Origin of the sequence: Caballeronia hypogeia (assembly GCF_001544875.2) — a bacterium.
In the GTDB taxonomy this organism is placed as follows: Bacteria; Pseudomonadota; Gammaproteobacteria; order Burkholderiales; family Burkholderiaceae; genus Caballeronia; species Caballeronia hypogeia.
On record NZ_FCOA02000038.1, the window covers coordinates 13358 to 26808 of the forward strand.

The 13451-nt window shown below is 63.7% G+C and carries 9 protein-coding genes; 3 read left to right on the forward strand and 6 right to left on the reverse strand.

The window, feature by feature from the left end; translation table 11 throughout:
* Positions 1–157: 157 nt before the first annotated feature.
* A complete protein-coding gene (locus AWB79_RS33340) occupies positions 158–4321 on the forward strand; it encodes a CheR family methyltransferase (protein WP_061171717.1) in 4164 nt (1387 codons plus the stop codon).
* A 324-nt stretch (positions 4322–4645) separates the two neighbouring features.
* Positions 4646–4939: a GYD domain-containing protein gene (locus tag AWB79_RS33345; protein ID WP_061171718.1), complete on the forward strand. Its 294-nt coding sequence runs from the start codon at positions 4646–4648 to the stop codon at positions 4937–4939.
* A 10-nt stretch (positions 4940–4949) separates the two neighbouring features.
* Here the strand turns inward: AWB79_RS33345 and AWB79_RS33350 are convergent, their stop codons facing one another.
* The 3 genes from AWB79_RS33350 to AWB79_RS33360 all read right to left on the reverse strand — a co-directional run bounded on the left by AWB79_RS33350 (position 4950) and on the right by AWB79_RS33360 (position 8289).
* The gene (locus AWB79_RS33350; protein WP_061171719.1) at positions 4950–5528 is read right to left on the reverse strand and encodes a hypothetical protein; all 579 of its coding nucleotides are present in this window, start codon (positions 5526–5528) and stop codon (positions 4950–4952) included.
* 39 nt (positions 5529–5567) lie between these two features.
* Positions 5568–6734, reverse strand: a complete 1167-nt coding sequence (locus AWB79_RS33355) for a glycosyltransferase family 4 protein (RefSeq protein WP_232471096.1) — start codon at positions 6732–6734, stop codon at positions 5568–5570.
* A gap of 346 nt (positions 6735–7080) precedes the next feature.
* The gene (locus AWB79_RS33360) at positions 7081–8289 is read right to left on the reverse strand and encodes a hypothetical protein (RefSeq protein ID WP_198399153.1); all 1209 of its coding nucleotides are present in this window, start codon (positions 8287–8289) and stop codon (positions 7081–7083) included.
* A 746-nt stretch (positions 8290–9035) separates the two neighbouring features.
* Here AWB79_RS33360 and AWB79_RS33365 point away from each other — a divergent pair.
* Complete coding sequence (locus AWB79_RS33365) at positions 9036–9896, forward strand: ATP-grasp fold amidoligase family protein (RefSeq protein WP_061171721.1); 861 nt, start codon at positions 9036–9038, stop codon at positions 9894–9896.
* Between the two features lie 40 nt (positions 9897–9936).
* Here the strand turns inward: AWB79_RS33365 and AWB79_RS33370 are convergent, their stop codons facing one another.
* The 3 genes from AWB79_RS33370 to AWB79_RS33380 form a co-directional block, all read right to left on the reverse strand.
* Positions 9937–11421, reverse strand: coding sequence for an aldehyde dehydrogenase family protein (locus AWB79_RS33370; protein WP_061171722.1), 1485 nt, complete (start codon positions 11419–11421; stop codon positions 9937–9939).
* Positions 11422–11439: 18 nt separating this feature from the next.
* Positions 11440–12390 carry an agmatinase gene (speB, locus tag AWB79_RS33375; RefSeq protein WP_061171723.1) on the reverse strand — a complete coding sequence of 317 codons (951 nt, stop codon included), beginning with the start codon at positions 12388–12390 and terminating at the stop codon, positions 11440–11442.
* A 113-nt stretch (positions 12391–12503) separates the two neighbouring features.
* Positions 12504–13349: a helix-turn-helix transcriptional regulator gene (locus AWB79_RS33380; RefSeq protein ID WP_061171724.1), complete on the reverse strand. Its 846-nt coding sequence runs from the start codon at positions 13347–13349 to the stop codon at positions 12504–12506.
* Positions 13350–13451: the final 102 nt, after the last annotated feature.

Genomic DNA, 13451 nt, shown 5'->3' on the forward strand with positions numbered 1-13451 from the left:
GCGCATGCATTGCGTACACTAAGATCATACGCGGTGAGAATGGCGCGCGCGGCTTTCGACACCAGCCGCAGCGGACCGGCGGAGTGAAGGCGCACTCGCCCGGGCGAAACCAGAGACCGCCGATCATACAGGCGATGAACCTCGAAGGTTTGGGATCATGGACAGCAACCAGTCGAGGATGGGAAGTGTGCACGAGTCAGAGGCCTTGCGTTTCGCTGTAGTCGGAATGGGCGCTTCGGCAGGGGGCATCGAAGCGCTGCTTCACTTTTTCGAAAACGCGCCCGCCGAAATGGACATGGCGTTCGTCGTGATCGTGCATCTGGCGACGGATCAGGCGAGTCGTGTCCACGAAGTGCTCCAGCGCGTGACGGCCATGCCGGTCATGCAGGTTCACGATACGGCGGCGATCGAGAAGAACCATATCTATATCAATGCGCCGGGCAAGCATCTCGAGTTGTCCGAGAATCGGTTGCAGGCGGTGAATCGCGTCGATAACGGCGGCAAGCCTTCGACGATCGATCACTTCTTCGCCACGCTCGCCACCGCGCACGGCACGCGCACGATGGGCATCGTGCTCTCGGGCTCGGGTTCCGACGGCGCGGCAGGCCTCTCGCGCATCAAGGAGAAGGGCGGCATCACGGTCGCGCAGAAGCCCGAGGACGCACAGTTCCCCGAAATGCCGCAGCATGCGATCAGCACGCGGCAGGTCGACTTCATTCTGCCCGTGGCCGAGATGCCGGAGAAGCTGCTGGAGCTCTGGAACAATGCGAAGCGGATTCAGATCCTCATCGCCGAGCCCAGCGAGGCCGCGGAATCCGGAAGTTCGCCGCCCACGGCCGACACCGCGCGCGCGCTCGCCGATGTGCTCCTGCAATTGCGCGTGCGCACCGGGCACGACTTCCACCACTACAAGCGCGCCACCATCCTGCGGCGCATCGAGCGGCGCATGCAGGTGAACAGCTTGCGTGACATCGGCGCATACCGCGATTTTCTGCGCGCGGTTCCGGACGAGACGCCCTTGCTGCTCGCCGACATGCTGATCGGCGTGACGCAGTTCTTTCGCGACCGCGACGCATTCGAGGCGCTGCGGCGCGATGTCGTGCCCCAGTTGATTAACGAGGCGGATGACGAGTTGCAGATTCGCGTCTGGGTTCCCGGTTGCTCGACGGGCGAAGAAGCCTATTCGCTCGCCATGATGTTCGCGCAGGCGCGCGACTCCACGGCGCACGACGGCAGCTATCAGGTCTTCGCCTCCGATATCGACGAGCCCGCGCTCGCGCAGGCGCGCGAGGGCTCCTACCTCAGCTCGATCGTAAACGACGTTCCCGCCGATCTCCTGCGCCGTTATTTCGTCGATCAGGGGGGCCGCCATCAGATCGTGAAATCGGTCCGCGAGTGCATCCTCTTTGCGACGCACAACCTGCTGCGCGATCCGCCGTTCTCGCATCTGGACCTGGTTTCGTGCCGCAACGTGATGATCTACCTCGATCGCGCGGTGCAGCGGCAGGTGTTCGAGCTGTTCCAATTCGCGCTGCGGGGGGGCGGCTACCTGTTCCTCGGCTCGGCCGAGTCTGCGGACCTCGCCGACGATCTCTTCACCGTCGCCGACAAGAAAAGCCGGATCTACCGCGCACGCACGGTGCTCAACCGCACGAAGCCGCCAGCCGCGTTCGGGTCGCTCGTGGGCGTCGGCGCGCACGAAGACTCGTCCGCCGCGGCGGCCGCGCCGCCGAACCTACCGGCGGGACCGGAAACGCCCGAGCGCCGCAGCTTCTCCTTTGCCGCGCTGCATCAACGCGTGCTCGAGGAATATGCGCCGCCGAGCATCGTCGTCGACCGGGACTCGAACATCGTGCATCTTTCGCCGACGGCCGGGCGCTATCTGCACCACGGCGGCGGAGAACTTTCATCGAGCATCATGGCGCTCGTGCTGCCCGAGCTGAGACTCGATCTGCGCACCACGCTGTTTCGCGCGCATCAGACGGCCGGCAGCGTCGAGGCGCGGCGCGTGAAACTTGCTCGTGACGGCCGCACGAGCTGGGTCAACATGACCGTTCGGCCGTTCCATGACACAAGCGCGAGCGCCGACTATTTCCTCGTGCTGTTCGGCGAAGTGCAGGAGCACATGGCCGCCGAAGGAATGCCCGAGGACCGCGGCGGCCAGGACCCGCTGCTCGTGCAGCTCGAGGGCGAACTGCATCTGACGCGTGAGCAGCTCGCGACCACGATCGAGCAGCACGAGACGACCGTCGAGGAGCTCAAGTCGTCGAACGAAGAGTTGCAGGCGATCAACGAAGAATTGCGCTCCGCCACCGAGGAGCTCGAAAGCAGCAAGGAAGAGCTGCAGTCGATGAACGAGGAACTGACCACGGTCAACACCGAACTGCAGGCGCGCGTCGAAGACACGGCGAAGGCGAACGACGATCTGAAGAACATCATCGCTTCCACCGACATCGCCACGGTGTTCGTCGACAAGGAAATGCGCGTGAAGCGCTTCACGCCGAGCGCGACGCGCGTGTTCAAGCTGATCGACGTCGATATCGGCCGCTCGCTGTTCGACATCACCCATTCGCTGCGCTATTCGAGCCTCGCCGACGATGTGAAGCAGGCCTTCGCCACGCTCAAGCTGATCGAGCGCGAAGTCGAGAGCTCGGACGGCAGGTGGTATCTGATGCGCCTGCTGCCGTACCGCACGGCCGATGATCGCATCGACGGCGCGGTGCTCACGCTCGTCGACATCACCGCGCGTCATCAGGCCGAGGAGCTGGCGCGCATCGGCGAGCAGCGCCTGCGGCTGGTCGCGCAATCCACCAACGACTACGCGATCATCGTGCAGGACCCGGACGGCGTGATCGTCACGTGGAACGCGGGAGCGGGGCGCATTTTCGGCTTCAGCGAGAAAGATGTCGTGGGCAGGAACATCGCGCTGATCTACAGCCGCGAAGACCGCGAGGCGCGCGTGCCGGCGCGCGAGCGCGAGACCGCGGCGCGCGAAGGCCGCGCCGACGACGACCGCTGGCACATCACGCGCGACGAACGCCGCGTGTATTGCAGCGGCGTCGTCACGCCGATCTCGGACCCGTCGTTCACGGGCTTCGCGAAGATCGTGCGCGATCTGACCGAGCGCAAGTTGCGCGAGGACGCGAGCCGCGAGGCGCTCGCGCACGAACACGCGGAGCGCGAGAAGGCGTCGCTGTCGAACCAGTTGAAGGACGACTTCATCGCGATGCTGTCGCACGAGCTCAAGCATCCGCTCAATCTCATCGGCATGAAGGCGGAAATCCTGCCGCGCCTGCCGCAGACGCGCGGCGTGGAGGCGGTGCGCGAGACCGCGGACTCGATCCGCCGCGCCGTGCGCGCCCAGGCGCGCATCATCGACGATCTGCTCGACCTCTCGCGCGTGCGCACGGGCAAGCTCGCGTTGTCCATCGCGCCCATGGATGTCGCGGCGGTGCTCGCGCGTATCGCCGATGTCAGCGAGAGCGAAGCCGCGCAGCGCGAGATCGCAGTGCGCGCGAGCGTCCCGGACGAGCCGGTCTACGCGTTCGCCGACGCGGTGCGCTGCGAGCAGATCCTGTGGAATCTCATGTCCAATGCGCTCAAGTTCACGCATCGCGGCGGCTCGGTCGCGCTGCGCATTGCGCGCGAGGGCGGCATGGTGCGGATCGATGTCGCCGATACGGGGCAGGGCATCGACGCGTCCACGCTGCCGCATATCTTCGACATGTATCGCCAGGGCGGCCGCAATCCGTCGTCCGGCGGGCTCGGCATCGGGCTCGCGCTGACGAAGCAGCTCGTCGAGATGCATGGCGGGCGCATCGAGGCGCGCTCCGATGGCCTCGGCCACGGCACGACCGTGTCGGTCTGGCTGCCCGGCGCCGCCATGCAAGAGGACGCGCCTGCGACGACGACGGGACGCGCGCGGCCCGTTGCGGGCGCACGCGTGCTGCTGGTCGACAACGACACGGAGGCGACGGCTTCGTTCGCCGCGCTACTCGGACTGGAACAGGCTTCCGTGCAGGTTGCGGCGAGCGCGGAGCGGGCGCTCGAAGTGCTCGGGGAGGCGCAAGTGGATGCGCTGATCTCCGACATCCACTTGCCCGGCATGGACGGCTACGAACTCATCCGACGCGTGCGAGCCGATGCCGCGCTCGAGCGCGTGAAGGCGATCGCCCTGACCGCGCTCGCTCGCGACGAAGACCGGCGCGCCGCGCGCGAAGCGGGTTTCGACGCTCATCTGACGAAGCCCGTCGATCTTCCGGAACTGCTCCATGCACTCGATGTGCTGCTCGGTTCGCCGCCAGGATCGGGCAGGGACTGAGCAAAGGCCGAAGGCCTTCATGGCTTCGGCCTGATTCCTCTTTTCCGGCGCGTACTGTTGCCTATACTTTTTCTGGCAGTCAGCCCGGCCGTGCGCGCGACGTGTTCACCCATTGATCCGGCAGCGCGAAAGCCGGCGATATCGATCCGCGGCCTTCGTTCTCTCAGGCGCCCGTCCTTCTGCGCGATCGCCGCCCTGTCTTCCTTTCTCTTTGCCTCTTTATGCACGCATAGAAAACGGCGCGCGCAGCGCCGCCGGTGCTGCATCGCGCACGCCGGTGCGGCAAGCGCGCGGCTCACTCACTTTTTGCTCGTGGAGGACAACATGGCTACTTACATCATGCTGGTCAACTGGACCGATCAGGGCGTACGCGCCGCGAAGGACACGATCAACCGCGCGCGCGCATTCCGGGAAACCGCCAAGGCGATGGGCGTCACCGTCAGCTCGTTGCACTGGACGCTCGGTGGCTACGACCTGGTCATCTCGGTCGATTCTCCCGACGACGAAACCACGACTCGCCTGGGCCTCACGGTCGCCGCGTTCGGCAATGTCCGCTCGACGACCATGCGTGCGTTCGGCGAAGAAGAGATGGAACGGATAGTCGGCGGATTGAAATAGAACTGACGTATTAAGGATGCCGGAGCATTGAAGGATCGGCTTCGTTGCTCGCAACCGATGTCGCGGCCGTTGCGGCGGCTGCGTCGGAATGCGAGCGTCGGGCGTCGAGGTTCTTGATGGCCGGAAAGACCTCGTCGTCCCACGCAGCGAGGCCATACGAGCGCAGCACCAGATTCCGCGCGACGAACACCTCGAACGCGGGCGTTCCCGGACGCACGCGGCCGTCCCTCCTGTAACGCTCGGACAGCCACGCGAGTTCCGGCGGATAGTCCGCCGGAGTCTCGTTGCTGGCTATCGACGCGCGCTCGACGATGAAAAGCCGTGTGCCCGGATGCCTCCGGGCCCAGGCTTCGAAATTCCCCTGCCCGGCGAAATGACCCTTCCAGCGCACGCAATACTTGCAGTCGCGGGCCGAGTGCATGACCAGCGTGATCGTCTCGCCTTCGGCGACCGCGATCTGCTTCGGTTCTCCTGCCTGCGCCGCATTGGTGAGCTCGCCGGGGGGCCGGGCATCGACGATGACCACGGCCAGCACGACCAGCAGTGTGGCCGTCACCAGCTTCCGGGCCACCTTCGTGAAGATGCGCATAGTGACCTCGCCATGCAGGCGCCGGGAAGCATCCGATGCTTATTGAAATACGACGGGCTGCATCGTGGGTTGAACGAGCACGCTTTCAAAAAGATCGAGATAGGAATTGACCATCGTATCGACGTTGAAGCGCTTGGCGAAATCGCGCAGACGTTCGTGCGTGCCGGGGTCTTCGAGCAGCGCGACCGCCTCGTGCAATTTGCCGATGACGGACTGAGGACGATTCACGTCGAATACGAGATTCGTGCGCGGCTCGATGATCTCCGGCGTTCCGCCCGTGTTCGCGCCCACCACGGGCACGCCATGCGAATACGCCTCCACCGTCACGCGCCCGAACGGTTCGTTCCAGATGGATGGCACGACGAGAATATCGATCTCGTCGAGGAACTCGCTCGAATTCACCTGACCGAGGTATTCGACGCGCGGATCGTCGTACTTCTTTTTGATCGACTGAAGATAATCGGAGTCGCCGCTGCCGCCGACCCCGAGCGTCCACTGCAGCGTATCGTCGGCCAGGAGCTGTTCGAGCAGCAATTCCAGCCCTTTCTCTTTTGATACGCGTCCGAGAAACCCGAGCCGCACGGGGCCGCCTTCATATCGGCGTTTGCGTTGCGTCGGCGTCGAATTCTCGAACGGCTCCCACGAATTGTGGATGACCGCCGTGCGCGCGGCGCGCGAAAAGTAGCCGCGATCCAGATGCTTCTGCAACACGAAGCGGCTCACCCCGACAGCGGCGGCGACGCGCCCCGACGCGGCGCGCTTGGGCTCCGCGTACAGCACGCAGACGCCGCACTGGCGCGTGCAGGTCTTGCCCTGCGTGCACATGATCGAGGTGGGACACATCAGATAATAGTCGCGCAGCGTGTGTACGATCGGCACGCCTGCATTGCGCGCGAGACGCCAGATATCGATGGACAGGCAGGAGAGGTTGTTGGTGCTGATGACGTCCGGCTTTTCCCGCGCGATGATGCCGTTCAGCTTGCGCGACATCATGACATTGTGCACGTCGATGGCGTGCCAGAGGAGCTTGGCGACCCGACCATGCTTCTGCCGCTGGTGCGGCCAGTAGAGATTCACCGAGCGCAGGCGATACACCCGCACCCCGTTTATCTCTTCCACGCGGTCGACACCGCCACCGGTCGCGCAGACCACGCAGACGTCGATACCCGCTCTGACCAGTCCTTCGGCGAGGAGTCGCGTGGACACTTCGGCCCCTCCGGCTTCATCCGGATAATAGAGTGTGTTCGCGATCAATACCTTCACGACGTCGAAGTCCCCTTGAAAATGCCTGTGCGTCTGTGCGGCGGAGAAGCAACGCAGAAAGCGAATTAACCATACCTGGCGTCAAAGCTACCGTCGTACTTAAAACATCAGAGATGTCGCTGATTGCTCCTTGTAATACTTTCCACATCGCCGGTAACGAAGGAGTGAAAAGTCCGACGGTCAGATTTGCTGATTGACGCTTGGGGCACCTATTGAATGTAGCAGTTTCGCGGCAAGTCGAAAGATGCCGGAGAACGCCGCCGCGCAAGCGGCGGCGTTCGTCTTTCCGTTACTGCGGTTCGTACCACGAATAGGTCGGAAGCGTCGTCAGCGGCGTGCCGATCTGGAACGTGATATCGCGCAACGAAGTCAGCGGGATATTGCGCGGGTCGCCCGTGTAACGCCGCACGTCGCCGTTATCGTTGATGTAGACCACGATGTTGCCCGTGATACCCGCCACATTCGTACTGGACAACGGCTGACCCCAGATATCGAACACCTGACCAAGCGTGAAGTTCTTCACATTCGGCGTTTCGATGTGGATGATGCCGGTGTTGTCGTGCGTATGCGTCTCGTAGTTACATTGCGGCAGGATCCCCACGTTCTTCGGAAACGCGAGCCATTGGCCGTCCTTGAAGATCGCGACATGCGAGTGGACGTGGAAGGTCTCGGCCATGCCCGCCGCGCAGATCAGACCGTCCACTGTCGCGCCCGTGCCGCCCGTCGACGTATTGCCGTCGGGCCAGTACAAGCTGCCCAGCACACCACCGTAGGTGAGCGTGGAGACGGTCGACGTGAAGGGCGGCGGGTCGGTCCACGTGTAGGTTGCGATCTGCGCCGGCGGTGTATCGACGACGAGCGTCACTTCGCCGTGCTGCGGCAGCACGAGGCCCGCGAGATCGCCGGTATATTTCGCGAGCGTTCCGCCGGTATTCACCCACGCGGTCACGTTGCCGGTGAGGCCCGCGAGATTCGTCGTGCTGAGCGGCTGACCCCAGACCGAGAAGAACTGACCCAGCGTATAGGATGCGTTCGAGGTCACATCCATGCGGATCTTGCCCGAAGCATCGACCGTGTGGACCGGATAAACGCAGCCCGTCTGCCGCGCCATGGTCGGCACCACGGTTCCGATATTCGCCGGCAATGCAAGCTGCTTGCCGTTCTGATAGATCGACACGTGCGCATAGCTGTACTTGGCGCCCGCCACGGTGCAGTTGAGATTGCTCACCGCCTGGCCTGCGCCGCCGGTGGAGGTCGATCCGTCGTTCCATTGCGTGGCGCCGATCGCGGTTCCGTCCAGGACAGGCGTCGCCGCTGCGAGCGTAGGCGTCGTGGACGTCGCGGGCGTGCTCGCGCCGGTGTCGCCCGGGCTCGTCGGCGCCGTGCCCGATGCGGGCGTCGAGCTTGCCACAGGCGAGCTCGAGTTGCCCGAACTACCGCCACCACCACCGCAAGCGGCAAGTGTTGCGAGTGCAATCGCCGAGACCGCAGCGTGCATCCAGCGAGGGCTTATGTATTTCTCTTTGCGCATTGTGTCGACTCTCCTGATCGTCTGAACGAAACTGAACGCGGTGCGGGCTGCCTGCGGGCGCATGCACGATACATGCCGGGAACGCTCCCGGCATCGGAAGCATTGCTCGCCGCTGTCGAGGCAAGCAAACGCTTGCGCTCGCGAAGGCGATACCGGCACGATTGAAGCAAGTGTTGACGCCGGAAATTGCGACGCCGATTGAATGACCGAATACTTCCGGTCGGGCGCACGCCGATGGACTTCAGCGAGTCATCGATAGAGAGAAACTGGCCGGGCGTTTGTGACCGCCGGCACAGGAAATGTAGCGTCGATGGTTCGCTGTCGCAAGCACAACCATCGTCTTCCCTTTGTTTCAATGCCTGCGTCTGCGATGTGTGCGATCACGCACATACGTCCAGATGAACATTCAGTTGAAAATTCGGTCTGGATCGCGTCGCTTCGTACGACAAACATCATATCGATCCGGCATAAGTGCGTTATCGAACCGACATTGCCGCCAGATCGATTAGCGTGTACTTCGATCGCGATTCAATGGTCTGACCTAACGCGATGATTCCTTGCCGCGAGCATTCTGGGCGACAATGGGTCCGGTCGCGAAAGCTATCCGCACGGGCGCGAACCCATGCGCGTCAATGAGCATACGAGTACTGCCGGACAGTGACGAACTCGCTACATGCGGTTCGTACTGGTCCGTCGAAAATGGAGGAAAGCGAATGGCTCTCTCGAGAACGCTGTTTCACAGCGTAAGGGATATGTTGCCCGATAACCTGTTCCTGAGTTTTCGTCATCGCCGCAAGATCGGGCGATTTCCGAAGATGCGGAATCCGGAGACATTCAACGAAAAGATCCTGCTTCGCTGTCTCCATCCCGATCCTCGCTATGGCGATCTCAGCGACAAGCTGAAGGTGCGCGACTACGTGGCGAAGAAGATTGGCGAGAAGTACCTCATTCCGCTGATCGCCGATCCGCCGGCCTTCACGCGAAGTGTTTTCGATGCGTTGCCGCGTGCCTTCGTCATGAAGGCGAATCACGGCAGCGGGTTCGTTCACGTCGTGAGAGACAAGAGCAAAACATCGTTCGAGGAACTCGATGCGATGGCGCAACGCTGGCTATCGACCGACTTCTATACGATCGGACGCGAGCGGCACTACCGCACGATCGAACGGCGCGTGTTCTTCGAGGCGCTGCTCACTATGGAAGACGGCAAGGTTCCGCCCGATCTGAAGATGCACGTCTTCAACAAGCCGTCGGGCGAATCCGCGATCTTCATCCTCGTCATCTCCGACCGGTTCGGAGAACATACGCGCGGCGACATCTACGACGAGAACTGGAATCTGCTCGACGTTTCGATGGGCCACTACGCGCGCAGCACGACGCCCGATCCGCGCCCGGCGAATCTCGACGAGCTGTTGTCGGTTGCGCGCAAGCTATCGAGCGATTTCGGATTCGTGCGCGTCGATCTCTACGATTCGAAAGGCGCGATCCACTTCGGGGAACTGACGTTCACACCAGGCGCGGGAATGTTTCCGCTGAAACCGGACCGTGTGGATTACGAGTGGGGACAACTCATGTGACGATTTGGCGCTCGCCGTGCCGGCGAGCGCCAGCGCGAGTTCACGCGCGCGCCACGACTGCGTGCCGCAGCTCCTGATAGCTGCGCAATCCGGCAACACCGAGTTCACGGCCTATTCCGCTCAGGCCAAGGCCACCCCAGCACACCTGCGGGAAGATCAATTGCGGCGTGTTGATCCACACGAGCCCCGCACGCAACGCCTGACGATATCGGCGCGCCGCTTCGTCATCACGCGTCACGACTGTCGCCACGAGGCCATAGCGCGTATCGTTGGCGAGTGCGATGGCTTCGTCGTCGGTGCGGAACGACTTCACGCACGCGAGCGGCCCGAAGACTTCGTCGGTCCACAACACGTTCGCCGCATCCGGCTCCGCGATGACCACGGGCGCCATGAAAAAGCCTTCCGCACAGGCACTTTCGAGCGTTCCGCTGAATGCGACGGTCGCGCCGTGGGCCACGCCCTGGTCGAGCAATGCTTTCACGCGCGCGCACTGTGCGCGTGAAACGAGCGGGCCCATCGAGACGTTTTCCGTCCATGGCGGCGCGACCACGAGCGCGCGCACCGCCACTTCGAAAGCAGCCATGAACTTGCGATACACATCGTCGTGCACGAGGATGCGCGAGGTGGCCGAACACATCTGCCCGGCGTTCGTGAATGCGCCGCCCATCGCGAGCGCTATCGCTTGTTCGATATCGGCGTCGGCGCGCACGATCAGCGCGGACTTGCCGCCGAGTTCGAGCGTCACGCGCTTCATGTCCTGCGCCGCGACCTGCATGACCTTGCGGCCCACGGCGGTGCTTCCCGTAAAGGAAATCTTGTCGGTGAGCGGATGCGCCGCGAGCAGAGCGCCCACTTCGCCGCCGCCGTTCACGAGATTGACGACGCCTTCCGGTACGCCTGCCGCCGTCATGATCGCGGCGAGCATGTGCTCGACCGGCGACGTGAACTCGGAAGGCTTCAACACCGCCGTGCAACCCGCCGCGAGCGCGGGCGCGATCTTCCACGCGGTCGTGACCATCGGGAAGTTCCACGGCACGATCAGCGCGGTCACGCCAACCGCTTCGTAATGGCGCTCGGCAATCACGGTGTCGTCGGGGACGGTGAGCGCATCGGCGCCGAAGAGCGCGGCGTTCGCGCACAGGTCCGCGTAGTAAGCGAAGGTGGCGATGGCGTCGCTGACATCGGTGTCGGCTTCGAGCGGCGGCTTGCCGCTCACCCGTTGCTGCATCGCGGAGAGTTGCGCGCGCTCCGCTTCGAGCAGTTCCGCGATCTTGCGCAACACCTTGCCGCGTGACGCGGGAGTGCGGCTGCGCCATGCGTCGAGCGCAGCGTGGGCCGCACGCACGGCGGCGTCGACTTGCGCGGCATCGGCATGTTCCTGCCAGCCGATGACGTCGCCGGTCGAAGCGTCATGGATCGCGTTGCCCGCTTCCAGTATCGATGCGCCATAGCGCGTGCCCGCGATCGTCGCGGCGGGCAGCAGGATCGAGTCGTCGTCGGGACGTCGTTCGAATTGAGTGGCCATGATCGTCCTCTTGCGGCGTTAGCGATAAGTGACGCCCGGCATCACGCAGAGCATCTCGAAGGCGAGATTGGCGCCCACGAGCGCGGTCGTCCCGGCCTGGTCGTAAGGTGGCGAGACTTCGACGAGATCCGCGCCGACCACGTTGAGTCCTTTCATGCCGCGCACGATTTCGAGGCCTTGCTGCACTGTCAGGCCGCCCACTTCGGGCGTGCCGGTGCCGGGCGCGAACGCCGGATCGAGCCCGTCGATATCGAAGCTCAGATACACCGGCGCATCGCCCACGCGCGCGCGCACTTCCTCCATCAGCGGCGCGAGCGAGCGATTCCAGCACGCTTCCGCCTGCACGACGGTGAAGCCCTGCGCGCGGCACCAGTCGAAGTCGTCGGCGTGATAGCCCGTGCCGCGCAAGCCGATCTGCGTGACCTTGTCGCATTGAAGCAGCCCGTCTTCCACCGCGCGGCGAAAAGGCGTGCCGTGCGCGATCTTCTCGCCGAACATCGTGTCGTTGACGTCGGCGTGCGCGTCCACGTGCACCACGGCGACCTTGCCGTACTTCCTGTGCAACGCGCGCAGGATCGGCCACGCGATCGTGTGATCGCCGCCGAGCGTGATCGGGCGGCAGCCGTTCGCGACGATCTCGTCATAAGCCGCTTCGATCAGGCGCATCGAGTCCTTCAGATCAAAGGGATTGGTGGCCACGTCGCCGATATCGGCGACTTGCAGCGAATCGAAGGGCGCGGCGCGCGTCGCCATGTTGTACGGGCGCAGCAGCACCGATTCCGAGCGGATCTGGCGCGGCCCGAAGCGCGCGCCCGAACGGTTCGAGGTGCCGATATCGAGCGGCACGCCGACGAAGCACGCGTCGAGCCCTTCGGTGCTGCTCGCCTGCGGCAGCCGCATCATGGTCGCGATGCCGCCGAAGCGCGGCATGTCGTTGCCGCCGAGCGGCTGGTTGAGTTCGCGCTGCATGGGACCATCTCCCGTCATCGTTGTATGGACGGGGCGATGTTAGGCGACGCGCATGCCGCGCGAATCACGAAGTGGCGATGTTTACATCGAGACCAATCTATGTGAACGCGCCTTCAGATGGCGTGCACATGAGGGCAAGTCTGACCCCACGCGATCAGATCGCGTTTGGTGCGCACGCCGAGCTTCGCGAAGGCGCGCTTCACATACGATTCCGCCGTGCCGATGCGAACGCCGATGATCTCCGCGGCCTCGGGCACCGTGCGGCCCGTGATGAGGTGCGTGCAGATCTCGTATTCGCGCTTGGACAGACGCACCTTGTCGGCGGCGATGCGCGCATCGAATTGCGCGAGCGGATGCAGAAACGAAGTGGGATGCGCGACGCGTCTCGCGGCGCTCGTCGATGCATGCAATTCCAGCAGCGGAAACAGAAACTCGCTCACGTTGCGAAAGCGGTTCATCTCGGCGAGCGTGAAGGGCGGCGCATCCAGCGCGCGTTCGAGCGCGATGGAATCCTGCGCGTAAGGCGTGCCGCGCGCGAGCACGCATTCATGCGCGATCGATGCTTCGTCGAACAGACGCTGACGGAACTCGCCGGGCGGTATCGCGCCGATGTCGCGCACCACGAGCATCGTGCCGATCTTGCCGCGAATGCCGGCGAAGAGCGGGTCGCTGTCGTAGAAGCGATCGTAGTAGAGCGTCATGACTTCGGAGATGACGCCCGAGTCCATGCCCACGCCGCCGCTGCCGATCCACTCGCAGCGAAATCCCGTGGGCTTGCTGCGATCGACACGCGAACGCTCGACATGCACGACGTTGAGCGGCACGACTTCATTGAGAAGCAGCGTGAGACGCGGCACGAAATCCGGCGTGCCGACCGCTTCGATAACTTTGCCGAGCGTCTTGAAGGACAGCGGAAACGCGGCCTGATCCGGGTTGGGCGGGGGTACGTTGAGCAGCATGGCGCGCCCCAGAGAAAGGTCTGCCCGATTGTAGAACATGCGTCATAGCCCTTGCCAGAAGGGGTTTTTCGTCGATCTAGGTATTTACCCGCCCATTGCTGA

Excerpts from the sequence above, each read along its gene's own strand:
- AWB79_RS33340 (WP_061171717.1), top strand. The coding sequence starts at position 158 with ATGGACAGCAACCAGTCGAGGATGGGAAGTGTGCACGAGTCAGAGGCC.
- AWB79_RS33345 (WP_061171718.1), top strand. The coding sequence starts at position 4,646 with ATGGCTACTTACATCATGCTGGTCAACTGGACCGATCAGGGCGTACGC.
- AWB79_RS33350 (WP_061171719.1), bottom strand. The coding sequence starts at position 5,528 with ATGCGCATCTTCACGAAGGTGGCCCGGAAGCTGGTGACGGCCACACTG.
- AWB79_RS33360 (WP_198399153.1), bottom strand. The coding sequence starts at position 8,289 with ATGCACGCTGCGGTCTCGGCGATTGCACTCGCAACACTTGCCGCTTGC.
- AWB79_RS33365 (WP_061171721.1), top strand. The coding sequence starts at position 9,036 with ATGGCTCTCTCGAGAACGCTGTTTCACAGCGTAAGGGATATGTTGCCC.
- AWB79_RS33370 (WP_061171722.1), bottom strand. The coding sequence starts at position 11,421 with ATGGCCACTCAATTCGAACGACGTCCCGACGACGACTCGATCCTGCTG.
- speB (WP_061171723.1), bottom strand. The coding sequence starts at position 12,390 with ATGCAGCGCGAACTCAACCAGCCGCTCGGCGGCAACGACATGCCGCGC.
- AWB79_RS33380 (WP_061171724.1), bottom strand. The coding sequence starts at position 13,349 with ATGCTGCTCAACGTACCCCCGCCCAACCCGGATCAGGCCGCGTTTCCG.